18 protein-coding genes are annotated in these 23,091 nt (G+C 62.2%); 14 read left to right on the top strand and 4 right to left on the bottom strand.

What is annotated here, in order from left to right; translation table 11 throughout:
• Nucleotides 1–50: 50 nt before the first annotated feature.
• A complete protein-coding gene (locus tag P3T21_RS12960) occupies nt 51–1,241 on the bottom strand; it encodes an acyltransferase family protein (protein ID WP_429256341.1) in 1,191 nt (396 codons plus the stop codon).
• Between the two features lie 261 nt (nt 1,242–1,502).
• On the opposite strand from P3T21_RS12960, the gene P3T21_RS12955 reads away from it, so the two are divergent.
• On the top strand, nt 1,503–1,649 hold the full coding sequence (locus P3T21_RS12955) for a hypothetical protein (RefSeq protein ID WP_429256340.1): 147 nt from the start codon (nt 1,503–1,505) through the stop codon (nt 1,647–1,649).
• A 272-nt stretch (nt 1,650–1,921) separates the two neighbouring features.
• Nucleotides 1,922–2,815, top strand: a complete 894-nt coding sequence (galU, locus tag P3T21_RS12950) for a UTP--glucose-1-phosphate uridylyltransferase GalU (protein WP_429256339.1) — start codon at nt 1,922–1,924, stop codon at nt 2,813–2,815.
• Nucleotides 2,816–2,837: 22 nt separating this feature from the next.
• Here galU and P3T21_RS12945 read toward each other — a convergent pair whose 3' ends face one another.
• Nucleotides 2,838–3,491 carry a phosphoribosyltransferase gene (locus P3T21_RS12945; protein WP_429256338.1) on the bottom strand — a complete coding sequence of 218 codons (654 nt, stop codon included), beginning with the start codon at nt 3,489–3,491 and terminating at the stop codon, nt 2,838–2,840.
• Nucleotides 3,492–3,778: 287 nt separating this feature from the next.
• Between P3T21_RS12945 and P3T21_RS12940 the strand changes: the two genes are divergently transcribed.
• The 12 genes from P3T21_RS12940 (at nt 3,779) to P3T21_RS12885 (ending at nt 20,701) form a co-directional block, all read left to right on the top strand.
• Complete coding sequence (locus tag P3T21_RS12940; RefSeq protein ID WP_429256337.1) at nt 3,779–6,088, top strand: bifunctional diguanylate cyclase/phosphodiesterase; 2,310 nt, start codon at nt 3,779–3,781, stop codon at nt 6,086–6,088.
• Between the two features lie 251 nt (nt 6,089–6,339).
• On the top strand, nt 6,340–6,693 hold the full coding sequence (locus P3T21_RS12935; protein ID WP_429256336.1) for a BON domain-containing protein: 354 nt from the start codon (nt 6,340–6,342) through the stop codon (nt 6,691–6,693).
• A gap of 291 nt (nt 6,694–6,984) precedes the next feature.
• Nucleotides 6,985–9,204, top strand: a complete 2,220-nt coding sequence (locus tag P3T21_RS12930; RefSeq protein WP_429256335.1) for a TerB N-terminal domain-containing protein — start codon at nt 6,985–6,987, stop codon at nt 9,202–9,204.
• The gene (locus tag P3T21_RS12925; RefSeq protein WP_429256334.1) at nt 9,201–10,499 is read left to right on the top strand and encodes an ATP-binding protein; all 1,299 of its coding nucleotides are present in this window, start codon (nt 9,201–9,203) and stop codon (nt 10,497–10,499) included. Before P3T21_RS12930 ends, P3T21_RS12925 begins: the two co-directional genes overlap by 4 nt.
• On the top strand, nt 10,471–12,735 hold the full coding sequence (locus P3T21_RS12920) for a DEAD/DEAH box helicase (RefSeq protein WP_429256333.1): 2,265 nt from the start codon (nt 10,471–10,473) through the stop codon (nt 12,733–12,735). Before P3T21_RS12925 ends, P3T21_RS12920 begins: the two co-directional genes overlap by 29 nt.
• Before the next feature lie 792 nt (nt 12,736–13,527).
• Nucleotides 13,528–13,623 (top strand): K(+)-transporting ATPase subunit F, encoded by a 96-nt coding sequence (kdpF, locus tag P3T21_RS12915; protein WP_408432217.1) that lies wholly within the window; start codon nt 13,528–13,530, stop codon nt 13,621–13,623.
• The gene (gene kdpA, locus P3T21_RS12910; RefSeq protein ID WP_429256332.1) at nt 13,620–15,428 is read left to right on the top strand and encodes a potassium-transporting ATPase subunit KdpA; all 1,809 of its coding nucleotides are present in this window, start codon (nt 13,620–13,622) and stop codon (nt 15,426–15,428) included. Before kdpF ends, kdpA begins: the two co-directional genes overlap by 4 nt.
• 85 nt (nt 15,429–15,513) lie before the next feature.
• Nucleotides 15,514–17,577, top strand: a complete 2,064-nt coding sequence (gene kdpB, locus P3T21_RS12905) for a potassium-transporting ATPase subunit KdpB (protein WP_429256626.1) — start codon at nt 15,514–15,516, stop codon at nt 17,575–17,577.
• An 18-nt stretch (nt 17,578–17,595) separates the two neighbouring features.
• The gene (gene kdpC, locus P3T21_RS12900) at nt 17,596–18,177 is read left to right on the top strand and encodes a potassium-transporting ATPase subunit KdpC (protein WP_429256331.1); all 582 of its coding nucleotides are present in this window, start codon (nt 17,596–17,598) and stop codon (nt 18,175–18,177) included.
• A 119-nt stretch (nt 18,178–18,296) separates the two neighbouring features.
• Nucleotides 18,297–18,995, top strand: a complete 699-nt coding sequence (locus P3T21_RS12895) for a response regulator (RefSeq protein ID WP_429256330.1) — start codon at nt 18,297–18,299, stop codon at nt 18,993–18,995.
• A 450-nt stretch (nt 18,996–19,445) separates the two neighbouring features.
• Nucleotides 19,446–20,087: a PTS sugar transporter subunit IIA gene (locus tag P3T21_RS12890; protein WP_429256329.1), complete on the top strand. Its 642-nt coding sequence runs from the start codon at nt 19,446–19,448 to the stop codon at nt 20,085–20,087.
• A 197-nt stretch (nt 20,088–20,284) separates the two neighbouring features.
• Nucleotides 20,285–20,701, top strand: a complete 417-nt coding sequence (locus P3T21_RS12885) for a universal stress protein (protein WP_429256328.1) — start codon at nt 20,285–20,287, stop codon at nt 20,699–20,701.
• A 1-nt stretch (nt 20,702) separates the two neighbouring features.
• Here the strand turns inward: P3T21_RS12885 and P3T21_RS12880 are convergent, their stop codons facing one another.
• On the bottom strand, nt 20,703–22,676 hold the full coding sequence (locus tag P3T21_RS12880; protein ID WP_429256327.1) for an APC family permease: 1,974 nt from the start codon (nt 22,674–22,676) through the stop codon (nt 20,703–20,705).
• Nucleotides 22,677–22,701: 25 nt separating this feature from the next.
• Nucleotides 22,702–22,908: a hypothetical protein gene (locus P3T21_RS12875; RefSeq protein WP_429256326.1), complete on the bottom strand. Its 207-nt coding sequence runs from the start codon at nt 22,906–22,908 to the stop codon at nt 22,702–22,704.
• Nucleotides 22,909–23,091 lie beyond the last annotated feature (183 nt).

Here is a 23,091-nt window from a genome sequence, read left to right as displayed (position 1 = left end):
GCCGCGGCATTCGCAGCCGGTAACGACGAGAGACAACAGGCGGCGCCCGCTCAGACTCGAGCGCGCGCCGCTTTTACCTTGGGCTTGAGGCTCGCTGACCATTTCATCGCAGGCAGTTCGACCATACGGTAGAACACCCACGCAACAGGAATGGCGAGCAGCAGGAATGCGAACGACGGCCAGATCGCGACCTGAAGCGTCGAGTGAAACACCAGTGCGGACAGCAGCACGAACAGCGGCAGATGGACGACGTAAAGCGAGAAGCTGAAATCGCCGAGACGCGACAGCAGCGCGAAGCGCGGCGCGTTAGAAGCGGGACGATCGAGCGCTTTCAGCAGATAGCATGCGAAACCGATCGCCCAAAGCTGGAACGCGGCGTATTGCCCGAAGTGAAACGCGACAAAGCCGGCAAGGATGAATGTCGCCGCCGCTGCATAAAGCCACGGTGATAGCGGGCGGGTGCGAGCGCCGGCGTGCGCTTTCGCTTCGGCAATCCAGGCGCCGAGCGTCCATGAAAGCCAGTACGAGGTGAAGAACTGTATGTCATGTCGTTCGAGCACGAGCGCCGACACCACGTTGATCGCCGCGATGATCGCCACGACCCACGGCATGCCTGTCCGACGGCGCAATGCAAAAAGCAGCGGATAGACGGCGTAGAACTGCACTTCGAGCGCGAGCGTCCAGAGCGCACCGTTCGATCCGTACGTTCTGCCCGCAACGCCTTGCAGCGAAAACAGGTTCACCAGAAACACATGCAGGCCGATGTCCTTCAGCTTGTGACTGACAGGCGGCAACTGATAGCTGATTGAATCGAGCGCGAAGGTCAGCAGCAGGGCGGCCAGCAACACCGGATAGATGCGCGCGAACCGGCGTGCCCAGAAGTTCACCGCGTCGAGCCTGTACGCAGGATTGGCAGCGAGACGCAATGCGCCGCCGCGATGGATGCAGTAACCGCTGATGACAAAGAAAATCGGCACGCCCGCCGAGCCCCACGCGATCGGGAACGTCAGATACGACACGATCGTGTTGAAGTCGAGCACCTTGCCTGCTGTGCGGTGGAAGGTCTCCATGCCGACCCACGTGACCTGACGGCAGTGGAAATAGGCAACGAGCAGGGCGGCGAAACCCCGCATCGCATCGACGATGTGTTCCTTGGCGGCGCTTTCCGCGCGTGTGCCGCTGCGGGGTGAAGCCGTGAATGGCAGCGATGTGCCGGAGGCGTTCAATGCCGGGTCGCTCATGCGGAATCCTTGTTCATGCGTGTGCCAGGGCAGATGCGGCAGATACACACGCGTGGGCCGGCATGCGGGCCCACGGTCGCACGACTATCGTAATGCGCGACGACAATGAATAAATGAATAAAAAATCGCCTTTCAAAGGTAATTAAAAGGCGCACTGATGGAAGATTGAAGAAAAAAGAATCTAATCCGGACACCCGAATTATTTGCCCATTTTTTCATGCTAGTTTGAAGGCCGGATTGCTGGAACCAGGGAGTAGCGCCATGAACATGCATCTGCTGGCAGGTGTCGCCGTATTGCTGATCCTCGTCGCGATTTCTGCGTACCGTGAGGCATTGAAGAACGAGCCGATCAGCCGTTTCCGGATGAATCAGGGCAGCAAGCTGCCGCCCATGGAAGAGCACGAGTAATGCACGACAGAGGCAACCGGCACGCTGCCTGCATCTTGCGGATCAACGGCCGTCCGGCCGGAAATTCCTTCCGCCGCTCGCATAGCTGTCGTGTAACTGTTTCCGATGTGATTTCATAATATGGCAACTCCGTCTGAATGATTATGCATATCGAGATTTAATAGTAATTTCGATTCTCCGCATGAATTATTTTCCGTTAGTCTTTTCGAGGAACGCGGAGCCGCCGGAGTCTGGCGAGACGCACAGTCATCAACCGATGTGAGAACGCAACCATGCTGAAAGTCACTAAAGCCGTGTTTCCCGTGGCGGGCCTCGGGACGCGTTTCCTGCCCGCTACCAAGGCGAGCCCGAAGGAAATGCTGCCCATCGTCGACAAGCCTTTGATCCAGTACGCGGTGGAAGAGGCCATCGAGGCAGGCATCACGGAGATGATTTTCGTCACCGGCCGCAGCAAGCGGGCCATTGAAGATCACTTCGACAAGTCGTACGAGATCGAAGCCGAGCTCGAAGCACGCGGCAAGGAACAGCTGCTCGATCTCGTGCGTAGCATCAAGCCGGCGAACGTCGACTGTTTTTATGTTCGCCAGGCCACGGCGCTCGGCCTGGGTCACGCCGTGCTATGCGCGGAAAAGCTGGTTGGCGAGAGCCCGTTTGCCGTGATCCTCGCCGACGATCTGTTGCACAGTTCAGAGCCAGTCATGAAGCAGCTGGTCAATGTATTCAACCACTATCACAGCTCGGTGGTGGGCGTTGAAACCATTGCGCGCGAGGAGAGCCGCTCGTACGGCGTAGTCGACGGCCGCGAGTGGGAAGAGGATGTCATCAAGCTGTCGGGGATTGTGGAGAAGCCAGCGCCTGAGAAGGCGCCGTCGAATCTCGGCGTGGTCGGCCGTTATGTGCTGATGCCGACGATCTTCAAACACATTCGCGCGCTGAAACCGGGCGCGGGTGGCGAACTGCAATTGACCGATGCGTTGCAGTCGCTGCTGTCCGAAGAACAGGTGCTCGCGTATCGCTATTTCGGCACGCGTTTCGATTGCGGCAGCAAGCTCGGTTATCTGAAGGCGACCGTCGAATTCGCGCTGCGCCATCCCGAGGTGAAAGCGGATTTCGAGGAATATCTGCAGAACTATCTGCCGCTCGCGCTCACCGCGCAGGCCGCCTGAAAGCAGCGCCTTGCAGGGCGTTTTAGTGCGCGTCGCGATATGAGCGCGCGAGCAGGTCGCGGACTTCATCGTCGACGGTTTCGCTGAAGTCCGCGTAAAACTGGCCCACGCTGAAGAAGACGTGGGGCGTCATCGCGCAGACGAATTCATCGAAGACATCGCTGAGCCGGCGCGCCGCATTCGCGGGCGCGACCGGCAGCGCCGCAATGATCCTGGCCGGTGCTTGCGAACGCAGCGCCTGCGCCGCTACTCTGAGCGTCGCGCCGGTCGCCATGCCGTCGTCGACCACGATGACAATCCGTCCCGTCACCGTGAGCGCCGGCCGTGTTTCGCGGTACAGCGCCTCACGTCGCTTCAACTCAAGCCTTTCCTGCGTCAGCACCCGCTCGAATTCCGCCTGCGTCACGCCTGTATCGTCCTGCAACTCGCGATCGACGTACAGCGCGTCCCCGGACGCGATCGCGCCCATTGCGAGTTCGGGCTGCACCGGCACGCCGAGTTTGCGAACCACCAGCACGTCGAGCGGCGCGGCAAGCGCTTGCGCGATTTCGAACGCGACGGGCACGCCGCCGCGCGGCAGACCGAGCACGACCACATCGCTGCGGTGTGCGTAGGCATGTAACTGGCACGCGAGCACGCGGCCCGCTTCCGCCCGATCGATAAAACGACGCTCCATGATCGGCCCCATCACGGTAGATGCGAATAGTCTGCCACGATGCGCAAGCGCTGCCGCACACCTCGTGCAGACGCTGACAACCGGCGCGCAGGCCGACGCGCCTGAAAGCCGCCGCCGCACCCCGCCCATTTCCCGGTGTTTGCTAAATATTAACCACGCCGGCCCGGTGCCGGCTTCGTGTATTGTCGGTCCTGTGGTCGATCCCACGCTTCTTTTCGCAGCGATTAGCGTAAACCCCAGTGCGCCAGGGCTCTGGAACTGCCGATGTCGGGTTAGGGAGCGCAACTATGATTCGTCAAGAGACCGCAGGGTTCGCCTTTGACGTCGAGCCGGAGAGCGCACGCTACCGGTCGAGTCTGGCCGAGGAAGTGCTCGCGTCCGAACAGAGCGTATTGCGCCTGATCACGCGTAATACGCCGTTGCCGGAACTGCTTGTCGAAGTATGCCGGCGCGCCGAAGCGCTGCTGGGCGCGGGGTCGTCGTGCACGATCCTGTTGCTGGACGAGGATGGCTGCCGCGCAAGGGTCGGCGCTGCGCCGTCATTGCCCGCGCATTACAGCGCGGCGATCGACGGTCTCGCGATCGGGCCGGGGACCGGCTCATGCGGCACCGCGATGTTCGAGCGACACATGGTGGTGGTCGAAGACATCGAAAGCGATCCACTCTGGGCGAACTACAAACATCTCGCGTTGCCAATCGGACTGCGTGCGTGCTGGTCGATTCCACTGCAGGACGACGCGGGCACCGTGCTCGGCGCATTCGCCGTCTACTATCGCGCGCCGCGGCGGCCGGGCCGGGAAGAGGAAGCGATCCTGCGCGACATCGGCCGCAGCGTAGGGCTCGCGGTCCATCAGGACACCATCGCGCGGCGTCTCGCGCAAAGCGAAGAACATCACCGGCTGGTCGTCGATCATCTGAACGAGGGCATCGTCGTGCAGTCGCGCGAGGGCGTGGTGCTGGCGTGCAATCCCAGCGCGCGGCGGATGCTGCATGCAAGGACGAGCCTGATCGGCGAGAGCATCCATAGCGTGATGAAGCGCGCAGTGTGGGAAGACGGGTCGTCCATTCCGGATGGCGAGCAGCCGACGCGTCGTGTGCTCGCGAGCGGCAAGCCGCTGTTAGGCCTCGTCATCGGGCTGGAGCTGGCTGATGGCGAGATGGTGTGGATCACCGAAAACGTCGTGCCGATCATCAAACCCGGCGAAAGCGAGCCGGGTTCGGTGCTCATCTCGTTCAACGATATAGGGCCGGTGCGCGAGGCGCATCGGCAGCTTCGGCAGCTTGCGACGCGCGATTCGCTGACCGGTCTCTATAACCGCGCGTATCTGGGCGACCGGATGCGCGAGCTCTTCGAGCCCGCTGATGGCTCTGCGCCACCCGAACGGATCGCCGTGCTGTTCGTCGATCTCGATGGCTTCAAGAAGGTCAACGACACCGCCGGACACGATGCCGGCGATGCGTTGCTGCGCAGCGTCGCGGCACGGCTCGCGCGCTGCGTGAGCGATGCGGATACGCTGGCGCGCGTGGGCGGCGACGAGTTCGTGATCGTCGTGAGCGGGTATCGCGATGTCGAGGATCTCGCGACGCTCGCGCGCCAGGTGCTCGACACGATTGCCGTGCCGTTCGAAGTGGCGAACAACGAGTATTACCTCGGCGTGTCGATTGGCATCAGTCTCTCGCCCGGCGACGGGCAGGACGCCACGATGCTGATGCGCAACGCCGATTCTGCGATGTATCACGCGAAGCAGCGCGGCCGGAACAACTTCCAGTTCTTTACCGCCGAGCTGAACCAGCGTCTGCAACGCCGCTTCACGATCGAGCAGTCGCTGCGCCGCGCGCTGGCCGCGGGCGAACTGAGCCTCGTCTACCAGCCGGTGATCGACAGCGGCTGCGGCCGCACGATCGGCGCGGAAGCGCTGCTGCGCTGGCATCACGAGGAGCTGGGTCAGGTGTCGCCGGCGGAATTCATCCCGGTCGCGGAAGACACGGGCCTCATCATCCCGATCGGTCACTGGGTGCTCGAACGCGCGTGCGAGCAGGCCGCCGGGTGGCGCCGCACGATCGCGCCGGATCTCGTGATCGCCGTGAATCTATCGCCGCGCCAGTTCAATGACGGGCTGGTCGAGCGGATCGCCGGTTGCCTCGCGCGCACACGGCTCGATCCGGGCGCGCTGGAACTCGAGATCACCGAAGGCCTCCTGATGCGCGACAGCGAGGCCGTGCTGCCGATGTTACGGGCGCTGACCGACCTGGGCGTGCGGATTTCGGTCGACGACTTCGGCACCGGCTATTCGTCGCTGTCATATCTGAAGCGGTTTCCGCTGCACAACCTGAAAGTCGACCGCTCTTTCGTTGCCGGCCTGCCGGATCATCGCGATTCGGTCGCGATCACGCAGGCGGTGGTGGCGATGGCCCATTCGCTCGGTATGAATGTCACTGCCGAAGGCGTGGAAACAGCGGCGCAGGCGGCCTTTCTGCGCTCCATCGGCTGCGACAAGCAGCAGGGGTATCTGTTCAGCCGGCCGGTCGAAGCGCTGGCGTACGCGCATCACCTGCTGGCGCCGTACGACGCACCCGGCGTACAGATGGTGCGCTAGATGTGGAATGACGGGCCCGACAGCCCGCGCGCGGCGGGCCGCTGGTTCCCGCGCACCGCTAAATTCTTTGCGCTTGGTGCCTGGGTGGATTAAATTGCTTTGTGCCACCTGAGCAAACAGGGTGGTGCGGGGGCTCGTCGCGCGTTGATGCGCGCTGGCGGGCGTCCGGAGTAATGCAGTGCGCGTGCTGCGATGCGGGACGGCATCTGAACCGGCCCGAACGATCGACGAATCAAACAAGAGGAGAGGTCATGAAAGCAATGCAGATGTTGAAGGCGCTGGGCGTGGTGGTCTGCGTGTCGGTGGCATCGAGCGCATGGGCCCAGTCGAGCGACGCCATGGCACCCGCCTCGGCCCCGAGCGCAAAGGCGATGAAGAAGACGGATCGCAAGCTCGGGCTGGACGTGCGTCGTGCGCTGTCGAAGGCGCAAGGGTTTGATGTGTCGAACGTTTTCGTTCGCGCACGCGGTGGCGCGGTCACGCTCACCGGCTCGGTGCCGGACGGCGCGCAGATCCCGCAGGCTGAAGAAGTGGCCAAGGGCGTGCCCGGTGTGACATCGGTCACGAACAAGATCACGCTCGGCACGCAGGGCGGAGGAGGTTGAGCGTAACGGCATTCCGCCTTTACGCCGAAACACCGTCGGGCCCGCGATCAGCCATGCGAGGCGGATCGCGGGCCTTGCTATTGCGGCGCGGCGCGGCTTCGCGCCCGTCCTTTGACCCTAAAAGACCCGTAATATAATCAGCGGCTAACCCAAGCCGGCCCGCGATGTGCGGGCACAGACCGAAGACCGTCAGGCGAGGACAAAAATGGGGCGGGGGCGGAGCAGATCGGGCGCCCGCGCTCATGCAGCGCCTGCATTCACTTCGCACAAGGCTCACGAGCCTGTTATTCCATGACAAATCCTTCCGGCTCCCACGGCGATGAGCCGCTGGTAACCGTTTCGGTTTCAGACAGCGCCGCTCCCGACGGCTACCGGATCAACACGCCTGCGCGCGCAGCGACATCTTCGACGCGCTGGGTCATGCCGGGCGAAACGGTCGAAGTCGCCGATGTGTCGATCGACCGGGGCTTCTTTTACGTCGGCGATTTCCGTCGGGCCCGGCCCGGGCCGGTCGACGCGTGCGTGCTCGATATGGAGGCGCATGTGGCGCAATCGGGCGCCGATCCCGCAGCGGAGGTCGGCTTCGTCTCGCTGAACTACGCGACGCTTTCAGGCGAGCAGCGGCGCACCTACCTCGAATGGCTCGGATCCGATCGCAGGAAATCGCCGATCAACACCGGCTATCTGTTTTTGCATCTGTACGGCTTCGAGCGGCGCGTGCTGATCGACGGCGCGGCCGGAAAGGTGAGCGAAGCCGAATACGGCGAGATCGTCCGGGAATTGCAGCGGATGCTGAATCTCGACGCCGACTATACGTGGCAAAGACACGTCCGGAACCTGCTCGAGATCATCGGCCTGATGACGTCGCGAACCGGCAAGGTCTACGAGCAGACGGCGCCGAACGGCTCCGCGACCGGCTATCAGGTCCCGCTGAACGTGCGCGTCGCCTTCGGGCAGGCCGCGGTCGACAACCATCCGGTGCCGGCCGGCTGGGCGCTCGCGTGGGTCAAGCTGGACCCCATGATGATCCGTCGTACAGCCGTGACGCGTTGCGCGAACGAGTTCGACCGGATCTTCGTGCGCAAATACCGCGAGCGCTTCCACGAAGGCATGCTGGTACCGGTGAATCGCACGCGGCTCAATGTGCTGCCGCAGCCCGCGTTCAAGGCGCTCCAGAACGTACCGTTGCCGGGATTTCTGCTCGGCTTGCCGGACGTGGCCGCGGTAACCGGGCCGCGCAACAGGCTGCAGCTGCTGATGAACGAATCCGCCGACGCGCTCGGTGCATACAGCCGTTATCTGGGCCGCAATCCCGACGCACAGGGTTCGCTCGAAGCCACGCTGATGTTGCCGCCGGATCTGTGGCCCGATTCGACGCATCAGGAAATCGGCGCGCTCGCTGGCGAGGTCGCGGGCGGGACGGTTGTCACGCGTTTTGGCGCGTTGCTCGGGCGCTTCAAGGTCATGGGCAATCTGACGCGTGACAAGCTGGCGTCGTTTTTCGCCGCGCTGTCGCAGTCGGGCGTGGCGGTCGAGCCGGACGTGCGGCTCGGCGCACGCACGCCGAAGGCCGACGACGCGCTGGCGCTGTTCGTTGCGCCCGCAACGACCGACGTCGTCAAGGCCGACGATGCCTATCTCGTCGCGACCTTGATGGTCGACCTGGCCGCCGCGGTGGCGAAAGCGGACGGCAGCGCATCGGATGCGGAAATCGCGCTGATCGAGCGGGAAATCGACGCATGGTCTCATCTTGCGCCGCTGCAGCAGACCCGTCTGAAGGCGAGAAATCTTGTGCAGCTCGCGCAGACGGCATCCAGCGCCGGGTTGAAGAAGAAGCTCGAACCGCTGCCCGCTGAGGTCAAACAGGCGATTGCGTGCTTTCTTGTGCAGACCGCCAATGCAGACGGCACGGTCTCGCGGGAAGAGGTGAAATTGCTGGAGAAGATCTATCGTATGCTTGATCTCGACCCGCAGCGCCTATATATCGATCTGCATCAGGGCGCGAGTGCGGCACCGGGAACAGTAGGTGCTTCGGGTACTTCAGGTGTAACGAAGCCGGCGCGGGCATCGAAGGGCGTAGCGCGGGGAGCATCGTCCGCGGACCGCGGGTTCGTGCTCGATGCCGCGAGGATCGCCGCGCTTCAGCACGAAACAGCGCGCGTGTCGGCGATTCTTGCCGATGTGTTCGTCGAAGAGCAGCCGTCGGCATCGGATGTCGCGATACTTGCGACGGAGCCGGAAGAACCCGATGAACCTGAAGAGATCGAAGCATCGCCGACGGCGCTGCTCGGTCTGGACGACGCGCATTCGACCTTCCTGCGGCTTCTGGTTTCCCGTCCCACATGGACGCGCGCCGAGCTCGCCGATGCCGCGGCGGACCTCGAACTGATGCTCGACGGCGCGATCGAACAGGTCAACGAGGCGTCGCTCGATCACTGGGACGAGCCGCTCACAGACGGGGATGACCCGGTAGAGATCAATCAGGATCTAGCTCAAAGGTTGGCAGCATGACAACGATTCGCCCCAAAGACCGCGACGCGGTTTTGCAGTCTCTTCGCGCCGGCGTTGTTCCGCGGGTCGGGCAGCATCTGATTCAGGTGGGCCGCGCGCGCGAACTTGAAGCGCTGCTCCAGGACGTCGAACGCGTCGCCGATGGTGGCTCGAGCTTTCGCATCGTCGTGGGCGAGTATGGCGCGGGCAAGACGTTTTTTCTGAACCTGGTCCGGGCCATCGCGCTCGAGAAAAAGCTCGTCACCGTGCACGCCGACCTGAATCCGGACCGGCGTCTTCACGCGTCGGGCGGTCAGGCCAGGTCGCTGTACGCCGAACTCGTCAAGAACATGGCGACGCGTACGAAGCCCGAAGGCGGAGCGCTGGCGGGCGTCGTCGAAAAGTTTATCGGTCAGGCGAAGACTGAAGCGAAGGCAACGGGCCGCACGAGCGAAGCGGTCATTCGCGCGCAGCTGGGACAGTTGACCGAGATGGTCAACGGCTACGATTTCGCGGACGTTATCGCCGCGTACTGCCGTGGTTTCGAAGAAGGCAACGAGCAGCTCAAAAGCGACGCGGTTCGCTGGCTGCGTGGCGAATTTTCGACGCGCACCGACGCGCGCAACGCGCTGGGCGTGCGGACCATCGTCGACGACGCCAATATGTACGACCAGCTCAAGCTGCTCGGCCGCTTCGTGCGAATGGCCGGCTACAGCGGGTTGATGGTGTGCCTCGACGAACTGGTGAACCTGTACAAACTCGCGAACGTGCAGGCGAGAAACGCCAACTACGAACAGATCCTGCGCATCCTGAACGATTCGCTGCAAGGCTCGGCCGTCGGGCTGGGTTTCGTGCTGGGCGGCACGCCCGAGTTTCTGCTCGATACGCGGCGCGGTCTCTACAGTTATCCGGCGTTGCAGTCGCGCCTCGCGGAAAACGCGTTTGCGACGAACGGGCTCGTCGACTATAGCGGGCCGGTGATCCGGCTCGCGAGCCTCACGCCGGAAGATTTCTACGTGCTGCTCGACAAGATCCGCATCGTCCACGCATTCGGCGACGCGGGCAGGGCGCTCCTTCCCGCCGAAGCGATCCAGGATTTCATGGCGCATTGCGCGTCACGTCTGGGCGAAGCGTATTTCCGCACGCCACGCACTACGATTACCGCGTTCGTCAACCTGCTGGCCGTGCTGGAACAGAACCCGGAGGCGGACTGGCGGCAGATGATCGGCGGCCTTGAAGTCGAGCGCGACACCGGCGGTGCAGCCGACATCGCAACGGACAGCGACGATGAGCTCACCAGCTTCCGGCTCAACTGACTCGCGAAGTTTCGACCTGCTCGACGAACGGATCCGCCGATGGATCTGGCGCGAAGGCTGGACGGAACTTCGCGACGCGCAGGAGCGGGCGGTGCCCGCGCTGATCGGTGCGGACCGCGATGTCATCATCGCGGCCGCAACCGCCGCCGGAAAAACCGAGGCGGCGTTTCTGCCGATCCTGTCGAATCTGCTTCGCGATGAGCGTTGTGTCGGATCCGTGCTGTACATCAGCCCGCTGAAGGCGCTGATCAACGATCAATGGTTGCGTCTCGAGCGGCTCTGTGAGTCGCTCGACATTCCGGTGACCGGATGGCATGGCGACGTGTCCGCGGGCCGCAAACAGCGCTTCCTGAAGCATTCGGCGGGTGTGCTGCTGATCACGCCGGAATCGCTCGAAGCGTTGTTCGTCAATCGCGGTTCGTCGCTGGCTTCGATCTTCAGCGCGCTCCGGTATGTGGTCGTCGATGAACTGCACGCGTTCATCGGCTCCGAGCGCGGGATGCAACTGCAGTCGCTGATGCATCGTGTGGATCGCGTCTGCGGCAGGGCGGTGCCGCGCGTGGGGTTGTCGGCGACGCTTGGCGACATGCGGCTTGCCGCAAATTTTCTGCGCGCGCGGGCAACGCGGCCCATCGACATCATCGAGTCGGCAAGCGCGGACCAGGAACTGAAGGTTCTGATCAAGGGATTCGTGGAGAAGGGCGCGCGGCTCGACTTTGACCTGGCACCGGACGAGCGGCCCGCGCTCGAAGACGACGTGCCCGGCAGTACGCTCGAAGTGGCGAACCAGATCTATCGCGCGTTGCGCGGATCGAACAACCTGATCTTTCCGAACAGTCGCCGGCTGGTGGAAAACTACGCGAGCCTCTTGCGTCGCGCGTGCGAACGAGACGGTTATCCAAACGAATTCTGGCCGCATCACGGCAGTCTGTCGAAGGAGTTGCGCGAAGAGACGGAGCGCGCGCTCAAGGCGGGCGACCGCCCGGCGAGCGCCGTCTGCACGACGACGCTCGAACTCGGCATCGACATCGGCGCCGTGAAGAGCGTGGCGCAGATCGGGCCGCCGCCTTCCGTGGCGAGCCTGCGGCAACGGCTCGGACGCTCGGGTCGTCGCAAGGGCGAAGCTGCGATCCTGCGCTGCTATTGCGTCGAGGCAGAGCTGCGCGACGATTCGGATTTCTCGGACCGGTTGCGCGAAGGACTGGTGCAGTCGATTGCAATGGTCAGGCTGCTGCTGCAACGCTGGTTTGAGCCGCCACGCGCAGGTGGGCTGCATCCGTCGACGCTGGTGCAGCAGATACTGTCGATCATCGCCGAGCGCGGCGGCGTCACGGCTGTCGAACTGTGGCAGACGCTTGTCGTGGACGGTCCCTTCGACAGCATCGACAAGCCGGCTTTTGCGGCCATTCTGCGCAGCCTCGGCAGCAGGGATCTGATTGTCCAGGAGAAGGGTGGCTTAAAGGGTGGCTTGCTGCTGCATGGCTCTGCTGGCGAGCGGATCGTGAATCACTACGAGTTCTACGCGTCGTTTTCGAGCGACGACGAATTCCGCGTGGTGGCCGGCAGCCGGCAACTCGGTTCGCTGCCGGTTACGCATCCGTTGACGCCGGGCCAGAGCATCATTTTCGCCGGGCAGCGCTGGCGCGTGCAGGATGTCGACGCCGAAAGGAAGACGGTGTTCGTTCATCCGGACCGGGGCGGTGCGCCACCCGTCTTCGACGGCACGGGCGCGAGAGTTCATGACGAAGTGCGGCGCGAGATGTTTCGCGTGCTCGCTGAAACGGAGCCCGTTGTGTTTCTGGACACGAAGGGTCGCGCACTGCTGGACGAAGCGCGTCGATACTTTGCTTCAGCTAACCTGGCGACGCGATCGATTTTCGTCGAAGGCAACAGCGTGATGCTGGCGACGTGGGCTGGCGACTGGCTGAACGATGCGCTGGTCGTTCTGCTGCGTGCTGAAAATCTGGATGCGTGGAATCAGGGGCCGGCCGTGAGCGTTCGGGTTTCGGGCGTTGGCGCGGTTCGGGATGCGTTGCAGCGGATTTCGACGATGACGGTATCGGAAACGACCGCAGCGCTGCAGGCGATCCAGAACGTCGATAACGAAAAGTGGGACTGGACGTTGCCGGATAATGTGAAGCGGTCCGCTTATGCATCGTTGCGGCTGGATCTGGCGGGTGCGGTGACCGAGGCACGGCGGTTGTTGCTGGCGGATCGGGTGTCCACGGACGGTTGAGTGTTCAGTTCCCGCTTTGTCGTTTTAAAACCAGGCTGTCGCAAGCGTTCGTAAGAGCACATCGTCGGCCTATGTCCGATTCATACACTTCGTGTTGTTTTCGCCCCCATCACGCCTTGGCGTGTTCCCACAAGCGCTTGCGACAGACTTCTACGAAAAGAACGCGAACGGCAAGATTGCTGCGACATAGCCGGCGACGCCAATCGTGGAAAAACCCAGGCTCATCGCCAGCAGCGCAAGCACGCTGGAAGTCACCGCAAGTCCGAAGCATAAGCGGCGAAGCATTCGACGGCGGACGATTACGGCGCCGTGCTCACCTGTTTCCACGTGATCTTCCGCTGCATCTCCATATGGACGAAACCCCGGCATTTGAGACCCCACTCTTCGATAGGGAGATTCTCCCAGCAACGGTGTAGCGATTTTATAAAAGGAGAGGGGAGCGCCGTTAATGCGGCGTATCCGATCGCGGCGATTGCGCCTGCATCACAACGGCAGCGCCAGCGTTGCGCTCCGCCAGATGACAGCCGGCTTGATCGGGGTTTTCCATCCATCGCATGCACCGCATAGGGCGCACTTCGAGGTCCATCGCACGACCAGCGTTTTTACAGATTCGCGTGAGGTCTTAACACTGCGTTTACGCGGGTTTTACTAGATTTGATCGTGCAAGAGTCCGTCGTGGGGAGCCGAAGCCATGGACCTGATCTACCTCATTGCAATCGCCGCATTCGCCGGCCTTGTCGCAGCATTCGTGGTCGGTTGCGAGAAGCTTCAGCGCACTCCTGGGGGCCGTCCATGACTACCTGGATGACGTGGCTCGCGGCTGCCTCGACACTCATTCTCTTCGTCTACCTCGTGTACGCGTTGTTGCGAGCGGAGGAGCTGGAATGAACTTCAATGACCTGTTCCAGCCCGGCCTTTATATCGTCGTGCTGATAGCGCTGGCTATTCCGCTGGCGCGCTACATGACAGCCGTCCTTGACGGTTCATCGTTTCTTGTCCGTCGCATCGGACGACCGGTCGAGACCGTACTGTACAAGCTCGCCGGTGTGGACCCCAAGGTTGAAATGTCGTGGAAGCACTATGCCCTGGCCGTGCTCGCCTTCAACGCCCTCGGCGTGCTTGCCGTCTATGGATTTCTGCGGTTGCAACAATGGTTGCCGGCAAACCCGCAGGGTTTTGGACCCATGACGCCCGACGCCGCATTCAACACTGCAGTCAGCTTTGTCACGAACACGAACTGGCAGGACTACACGCCGGAGTCGACCGTCAGTTACCTGACGCAGATGGCCGCCCTGACGGTCCAGAACTTCCTGTCGGCCGCTACAGGCATCGCTGTCGTGATCGCGCTGATCCGCGGCTTTGCACGTCATACAGCGGCCACCATCGGCAATTTCTGGGTCGACATGACGCGGATTACGCTTTACATCCTCGCGCCGATTGCGACTGTCGTCGCGCTCGTATTCATCAGCCAGGGTGTGATCCAGAACTTCGAAGCGTACAGGGACGTAGCAACGCTGCAGGTGACAACGTATCAGACCCCGAAGACCGATGCGCAAGGCAACCCGCTCAAGGACGCCACAGGCAATCCGGTCATGGTGGACAACAAGGCCGACAAGCAGACCATCGCGATGGGACCGGCCGCGTCGCAGGAAGCCATCAAGATGCTCGGCACCAACGGCGGCGGTTTTTTTAACGGTAATTCCGCGCACCCGTATGAAAATCCGACGCCGTTCGCGAACTTCGTTCAAATGATCGCGATGCTGGTCATTCCGGCCGCGTTGTGTCTGGTGTTTGGCCGGATGGTGGGCGACCAGCGTCAGGGCTATGCGGTGCTCGCCGCGATGACGATCGCATTTGCAATCGGCTGCTGGGGGGAGATTTCGTCTGAGCAGAGCGGCAATCCGCTATTTACGTCGCTTCACGTCGATCAAACCGCGTCAGCCTCGCAGGCGGGCGGCAATATGGAAGGCAAGGAAACGCGTTTTGGCATCGCGCAGTCCGGCATCTTTACCGTGGCGACGACGTCCGCCTCTTGCGGCGCCGTAGCCAACGCGCACGATTCGCTGACGCCGCTTGGCGGCTTCATTCCGCTGTTGCTGATCGAACTCGGTGAAGTGATCTTCGGCGGTGTCGGCTCGGGTCTCTACGGCATGCTCGTTTTCGCGTTGCTCGCGGTATTCGTCGCCGGCCTGATGATCGGGCGCACACCTGAGTACATCGGCAAGAAGATCGAGTCGTACGAGATGAAGATGGTTTCGATTGCCGTGCTGCTGACGCCGCTGCTCGTACTGGTCGGCGCGTCGATCGGCGTGCTGACGGTCGCCGGCACGGCGGGCGTCTCCAATCCTGGGCCACACGGCTTCTCCGAAATCCTCTACGCCTACAGTTCTGCTGCAAACAACAACGGGAGCGCCTTTGCCGGCCTGTCGGTCAATACGCCGTTCTACAACACCTCGCTGGCGGTCGTGATGTGGTTCGGCCGTTTCGGGTCGATTGTGCCGGTTCTGGCCATCGCCGGATCGCTCGCGGCAAAGAAGCGCATCTCCGCTACCGCCGGGACGCTTCCAACTCACGGGCCACTGTTTGTCGTGCTGCTGCTCGGCACGGTAGTACTGGTCGGCGCACTGACTTACGTGCCTGCACTGGCGCTCGGTCCAGTCGTCGAGCATCTGATGATGGTCGCGAGCCATTGACTTCGAGGACAGCATGACTAACGGTATCCAGCCGCCGATGCATCAGCCTGGCAACATCGGCCAGGCGCGCAACGCCGCGCGTTCGATGTTCGATCCGGTCATTGCACGGCCGGCGCTGATCGATTCGTTCAGGAAGCTCGCGCCGCGCCATCAGCTACGCAATCCGGTGATGTTTTGCGTGTACGTCGGCAGCATCCTGACGACGATCCTCTGGATCGCCGCGCTCACCGGGCAAGCTGAGGCGCCGGCCGGTTTCATCCTTGCGATCGCGCTCTGGCTGTGGTTCACGGTGCTGTTCGCGAACTTCGCGGAGGCGCTGGCCGAAGGTCGCTCGAAAGCGCAGGCTGCGTCGCTGCGCAGCGCGAAACGCGACGTGATGGCGAAAAAGCTTGAGGAGGCGCATCCGAAGTCGCCGATTCGCATTACTACAGCCACTGATCTACGCAAAGGCGATGTCGTGCTGGTCGAAACGGGCGATGTGATCCCGGCCGACGGTGAGGTGATCGAAGGCGTCGCGTCGGTCGACGAGTCGGCGATCACGGGCGAGTCCGCGCCGGTGATCCGCGAATCAGGGGGTGATTTTTCGTCGGTGACGGGCGGGACACGCGTGCTGTCGGACTGGATCGTCGTGCGGGTCAGTGTGAACCCGGGCGAGGCATTTCTCGACCGGATGATCGCGATGGTCGAAGGCGCGAAGCGTCAGAAGACGCCGAACGAGATCGCGCTGACCATCCTGCTGGTCGCGCTGACGCTCGTGTTGCTGTTTGCTACCGCTACGCTGCTGCCGTTCTCGATATTCTCTGTCGAAGTCGCGAAAGCCGGCCACGTGGTGACGATCACGGCACTCGTCGCATTGCTCGTCTGCCTGATCCCGACGACCATCGGCGGCCTGCTGTCGGCAATCGGCGTGGCGGGCATGAGCCGGATGATGCAGGCGAACGTGATCGCGACCTCGGGCCGCGCGGTGGAAGCCGCCGGCGACGTCGACGTGCTGCTGCTCGACAAAACCGGCACGATTACGCTTGGCAATCGCCAGGCTTCGGCCTTTACGCAGGCGCCGGGGGTGACCGAGGAAGCGCTCGCCGACGCTGCGCAACTGTCTTCGCTCGCTGACGAAACGCCTGAAGGCCGCAGCATCGTCGTGCTCGCGAAGCAGCGCTTCAATATCCGCGAACGCGACATGCACGCGTTGCGGGCCACCTTCCTTGCGTTTAGCGCGCAGTCGCGCATGAGTGGTGTCGATCTGCCTGATCGCGAGATTCGCAAGGGCGCTTCCGATGCAATCAAACACTATGTCGAGGCGCACGGTGGCCGTTTCCCGGCGGAGGCCGCGGCCGTGGTCGCAGAAGTCTCGCGGCGTGGCAGCACACCGCTTGTCGTTGCGGAGCAGGACCGGGTTGGAAGCGGTGCGCGCGTGCTGGGCGTGATCGAGCTTAAAGACATCGTGAAGGGCGGTATCAAGGAACGTTTCGCCGAACTGCGCAAGATGGGCATCAAAACCATCATGGTGACGGGCGATAACCGGCTGACCGCAGCCGCGATCGCTGCCGAAGCCGGTGTCGACGACTTCCTCGCCGAAGTGACGCCGGAGGCGAAGCTGACGACGATTCGCGCACACCAGGCCGAAGGCCGCCTTGTCGCGATGACTGGCGACGGCACCAACGACGCGCCAGCGCTCGCGCAGGCCGATGTCGCGGTGGCGATGAACACCGGCACGCAGGCCGCGAAGGAAGCCGGCAACATGGTCGACCTCGATTCGAATCCGACCAAGCTGATTGAGATCGTCGAGATCGGCAAGCAGATGCTGATGACGCGCGGCTCGCTCACGACGTTCTCGATTGCCAACGACGTCGCCAAGTACTTCGCGATCATCCCGGCCGCGTTCGCAACGACGTATCCGCAACTGCGGGTGCTCGATGTGATGCATTTGAGCTCGCCGTCATCGGCCATTCTGTCGGCGGTGATTTTCAACGCGCTGATCATCGTTGCGCTGATTCCGCTTGCGCTCAAAGGCGTGAAGTACCGACCGCTGGGTGCGGCGTCGCTGCTGCGCCGCAATCTGCTGGTGTACGGGCTGGGCGGCATCCTGCTGCCGTTCCCGTTCATCAAGCTGATCGATATGGTCCTGAACGTCTTCGGCTGGGTTTGACCCAATAGAGCAGACATCATGAAAACGCTGATTCGCCCGTTGCTCGTGCTGTTCGTCCTGATGACCGTGATAACCGGGCTGGTCTATCCTGTTGTCGTGACGGGCGTCGGCCACGCTCTCTTTGCGAGGCAGGCAAACGGCAGCCTGATCGAGAAAAACGGCAAGGCGACAGGCTCGGCACTGATCGGGCAACAGTTCGATGCCCCCTACTATTTCTGGGGACGGCTGTCGGCCACTTCACCCATGCCGTACAACGCGCAGAGCTCAAGCGGCTCTAACCTGGGCCCCACCAACCCTGCGCTCGCCGACGAAATAAAAGGCCGCATCGACGCATTGAGAGCAGCAGGAAACGACATGTCACAACCTGTGCCCGTGGATCTGGTGACATCCTCAGGCAGCGGGCTGGATCCCGAGATCAGTCCGGCTGCTGCGGCATACCAGACCGCGCGCGTAGCAAAGGCGCGGGGCCTGACGACCGAACAGGTGTCCGGCCTTGTCGCTGCCAGTACATCGGGGCGACAGTTCGGCATCTTCGGCGAGGCGCGCGTGAACGTGCTGAATCTGAATCTCGCACTGGACGATCTGAAACCGATGCACTGATCTCGCTCCCGCTCGCCAGGTCCGGGCGCGTGTATGGGCCGGCGTCGGTTCGATGATTAAACGAATGTGCGCCTGGCGAAGACCAGGACACCGATCGCGGCAGTCAGCGCGGCAAATCAATGAGCGAGCCCACTGTTACGGTTGTTTTAATCGACGATGATAAACACATACGCCGTTTCGTTCGCTTGCATCTCGAAGCGGATGGGATGAGGGTGTTTGATGCGCCGGCAGGCGCGCATGGCCTGGCCCTGGCGGCGACGCGGATGCCGGATCTGGTCATCGTCGATCTCATTTTGCCGGACATGGATGGCATCGATGTAATCCGGGAATTGAGGAGCTGGTCCGCAATACCCGTAATCGTTTTATCGGCACGGAGCAGCGAAGGAGACAAAGTCGCAGCGCTCGACGCGGGAGCCGACGATTACCTGACAAAGCCGTTCGGCCTGCCCGAGTTAACGGCACGGATTCGCGCGCACTTGCGTCGGCAGAACAGCAGTGATCGTGTCGGACCACCACAGGTTCACTTTGGCCTCGTCATCGTCGATCTTGGTGAGCGAACGGTAGTGAGGGACCACCGGGTCGTTCATCTCAGCCCGATCGAATACCGCCTTCTCTCAACGCTCGTGCGCCATCCGGGACGCGTACTGACCCATCAGCACCTTCTCAGTGAAGTGTGGGGGCCGTCGCAAACAGAGAACCACCATTACCTGCGAATTTACATGGGACACCTTCGCCACAAACTCGAACGCGATCCGGCACATCCTGAGCACATCATCACCGAGTCGGGCGTCGGCTATCGGCTGGTCGGCGCGCATTGAAGCGACCAACCCGTTGAAGCAGATCGCGATTGCCGCTTGCACCGGGGGCAGGGGATTCGTGCGTCGTGTCGGGCGTAGTGCATTGCCTCGTCCCGGTAAGCCCTCCGCATTTTCGATCAGTTGCATCCTCGTTTCGCTGAAATTTTACGCAACTTTAGCGCGGCTTCAGTTAGCCTGAAAGCAATTAGCGGAAGACGGAAGGGCGGTATGCAACATTCCCTCGCACATTTACGGCGACTCCTCGGACGGGACGATGTCCCTGGCCGAAGGCGCCCCCGGCGGGAGCGGGCCAACGAAGTGATTGTGCGCATCACGCTCGACGCGCAGCACGCAGCTGCGCTACGCCATGCGTTGATACGCGATTGCGGCGGCCAGTCATGGACGATCCGTCTTGCGCCACTGCGCGGCACGGATCAAATGCAGCTTGCGCTATATCTGCCCAAGGAAGCGGTGACCGACGCGATGCGGCGGGTTGCAATCATCGCGCCCGGTGCGGCGGTCGACCACATGCTCGAAATTCCGGACGCTCCCAGTGATGCATGGCGCGACCTGACCCGGGATGGCGTACCGGACCACGTTGATTCGCGCCGCCGGCCATTCGGAGCGGGTCGAAAGCAGCATACTATCGCCGATCTGCTGCGGCGCGAACACGTTCTCCTTGATCTGAAGGCGGACGATCGCGAGGCGCTCTTTGTGGAAACAGGCCGCGTTGTGGAGCGCCATCACGGACTTTCAGCGGAAGCAGTAACAGCAGGGCTTTTAGCGCGCGAAGCACTGGGATCGACGGGGCTGGGTCAGGGTGTCGCCGTTCCTCACGGCCAGATCAGCGGGCTGCATCAGGAACTGGTGCTGTACGTCCGGCTGGCGCTGCCGATCCTGTTCGATGCTCCGGACGGATATCCGGTGAGTGATGCGATCGTACTGCTCGTGCCCGAGTGGGCGAACACGGTGCACCTTAATTTGCTGGCGGACGCTGCACAGCACTTTTGCGACCACGAGTTTCGCGAACGGCTCCGGGTCTGTCGGGATGCGAACGCCGTGCTCCAGCTGTTTAAAGGCTATGAGACACAGGGTGGGGCGATGCATCGGTAGGGGACCATCCGTCAGCAGATCGCCCATCATCGAACGCTAGTCCGTCGCCCCGGCAAGCTCAGCGCGCATGTCCTGCTACGCCAGGTGGGCTGCGAACGCATCCCAGATTGAACATGCGGTACTCACCGCAACTTTTACGCGGCGTTAACGCGGCTTTAGCTAACCTGAAGGTACAAGGTATCCGCCAGGAGATTTCGATGTTCCGCATGCTAATCCCTGTTCTCGATCACGACGGTGCAGCAGAGGCCGCGCGCTTTGCGGCGTTCATGTATCTGGAGCGCTGCGTTACCGAGGTCGAACTGCTCGAAATACTCGAACCCGTCGATCAGGGGCGCGCTGCAGCCTTTCATACCCGAAGCTCACTGGCGCGGCTGGAAAAACGGGCCATGCTGAAGGCGCTGGTCGACGCTCGCGCGATCCTCGAAGAGGCCGGCGTACCGTACAAATGGAAACGGGTATTCGGCCGCCGCACGAAAGCCATCGCCGCCTATGCCGCAACGACCCGACCCGACGTGATGGTGATCGACGCCAGTCATATGGGGTTGTTTAGAAGACTGGCAACGCTTGCGGCGCTCTCGATACGGACGATCACACCCGTGACGATGGTTCACTGAGTCATCCAACGTTCATCGGCAGCAGCACCATCTGCTTGCCCTGTAGATGCAGACGTTCCTGTATCTCGACTGGCGTGTGATTGTGCAGCCATGCAGTCAGAAAATTGACTCGTTTGAAAATCAGCTTGCTGGCGAAGCAAACACTGTTCGGGAATTCGTCCATCGTGGACTCCGCCAGTTTGATGAACTCGCCGACCGGGTGCGTGCCAAAAGCGATCCGGTATTCGGCGGCGATGCCGTGCCGGCGACAGTGCGCGACGTAGTAGTCGAGAGATGATGAGATCGTTTGCCGCAAGCTCTGCAGGTGCTCCGCGCCTTCATAGCTTTGCGCGTCCACCTCGCCGACTGCGAGAAATATTACGTTCTTGAAGTGATCCGGAAACAGTCTGTTCACCCATAGCAGTGCGTGCATGCTGGCTCCGCGATGCTTGCCGACGAGCAGGATAGCGGTCGGCTGGGACGTATCCGGTTTGCCTGGGATCGACGCGTCGCCGACATCGGGCGGGGCGCCGCTAAAGAGTGCGTCCTCCTTCGCGACCAGAGCGCGCGTTTCGCTGTAGTGCCGTTTGATGACCAGGCACAGCGCTACGACTGCGCCTGTCACCAATACCGTCAACCAGCCGCCCGCAGTGAACTTCTCGATCAGCGTGATGACCAGCACGGTGCTCGTGACCGATAGCCCGAGCGCGGACAGTGCGAAGTGCCTGAGCCAGTGATCGCCGTCGCGGCGGTGGCGCCACCAGTAGATGCACAAGCCCTGCAGAGAGAGGCTGAACGTCAGGAAGACGTTGATGCTGTACAGCACCACCAGGATCGAAACGTCGCCGTGCGTCCAAAGCAGGATGAAGAGACTGGCGATACCCATCACGACGATGCCGTTCTGTCTGACCAGACGCGTCGACAGGTCACGGAAATGGCGGGGCACCCATGAATCGGACGCCATGTTCGACAGTACGGCGGGTCCATCGAGGAAGCCGGTCTGTGCGCCGACCAGCAGCAGACCGGCCTCGAATGCCAGCACGGCGGCGAGCAGCGCATGCCGTGCAAACGCCGAGCCGAGCCCGAGATGATCGATGACGCTGCCGAATACCACCGCGTTGAGCGTCTGACCTTCCACCGCCTGGGCATGCCACAACATGTAAAGCAGGATGATGCCGCCGGCCGTGAACGCGAGCGAAGTGGACATATAGAACATCGTCGTCTTTCCGTTCGGCACGCGAGGCTCGGCCAGCATGTTGACGTTGTTCGACACCGCTTCGAGGCCCGTGTACGTGCCCCCGCCTAGCGAGAACGCGCGCATCAGCAAGGCCGCTACCACGAGGGGGCCAACAGCGTGCGACATGCCGCGCGCCTCACCGACGGCGCCCGGAACAACAGTGGCCAGATACTCGCCGTGCACTGCTACGCCGTAAACGATGAGGCCTAGATGCAACACGACGAATCCGAGGAAGATCGGCAGCAGCACCATGATTGATTCGCGCATACCCCGGAAGTTGAGGCCGGTCATCAGGACGATAAGCGTGAGTTCGGTCGTGAGCTTGAACGCCTGCGCGCTCATCGGCAGCAAGCTGAAGAATGCATCGACGCCGCTTGCGAGCGACGTCGCAATGGTCAGTACATAGTCGACGAGCAGCGCGGCCCCGGAGACCAGCCCAGGGTGCGGACCCAGCAAAGCGGTCGCAACACGATAGCCGCCGCCACCTGTGGGAAACAGCTGGATGACCTGGTTGTATCCGAGCGCGATGATGAAAACCGTCGCTGCGGTGGCCAGCGCGAGAAACAATGCAAGCGGGGTGTGTTGGCCGAGTGCCAGAAAGGCTTCTTCCGGCCCGTAGCACGACGATGACAGCCCGTCGGCGCCGAGGCCCACCCATGCCAGCAGTGGCGTGACCGCGATCGCGTGGCGAGTTCGGGGATCGAGCGGATCCAGCGGCCTGCCAACAATGAGACCCCAGATGTCATTGAAGGTCTTCATGTCTCCTCCGGGCCGGAACTGGAATTCAGTTGTGGTTGCTTCGTTCGTCGGTCCGGGTGTGCGACGAGCGACCTTGCCATATTCCCGCGCTCAACCAGCACCGACCAACAGCAAATGTAGGGTAGTTTTGCTGGGCCTGCCACGTCATCAGCATGCCATCGACAACCGGCTGCATCGTCCTGAGCCGGTCCACCTCGCGCATCGTCATGGTGATCGTCCCGGATGTCGTCATGCGAGCCTCCCGTCAAAGGTCAGCCAGCATGACATGCGACGTTTCAGCTTTGCCCAGGTACGACATTACAGCTTTGCCGTAACACACAATGTCATAGCCATTTCAAGATGTCGTGGCGGCAGCTAAATACAGATGTCGTGTTTTTAGGGGTTAAAAGGTCTGTCTTTCATGGGTCACCGATCA

It is taken from the genome of Paraburkholderia sp. GAS334, from assembly GCF_050436625.1.
In the GTDB taxonomy this organism is placed as follows: Bacteria; Pseudomonadota; Gammaproteobacteria; order Burkholderiales; family Burkholderiaceae; genus Paraburkholderia.
Note: the sequence above shows the minus strand (reverse complement) of the source record. Positions and strands in the feature narration are given on the sequence as shown.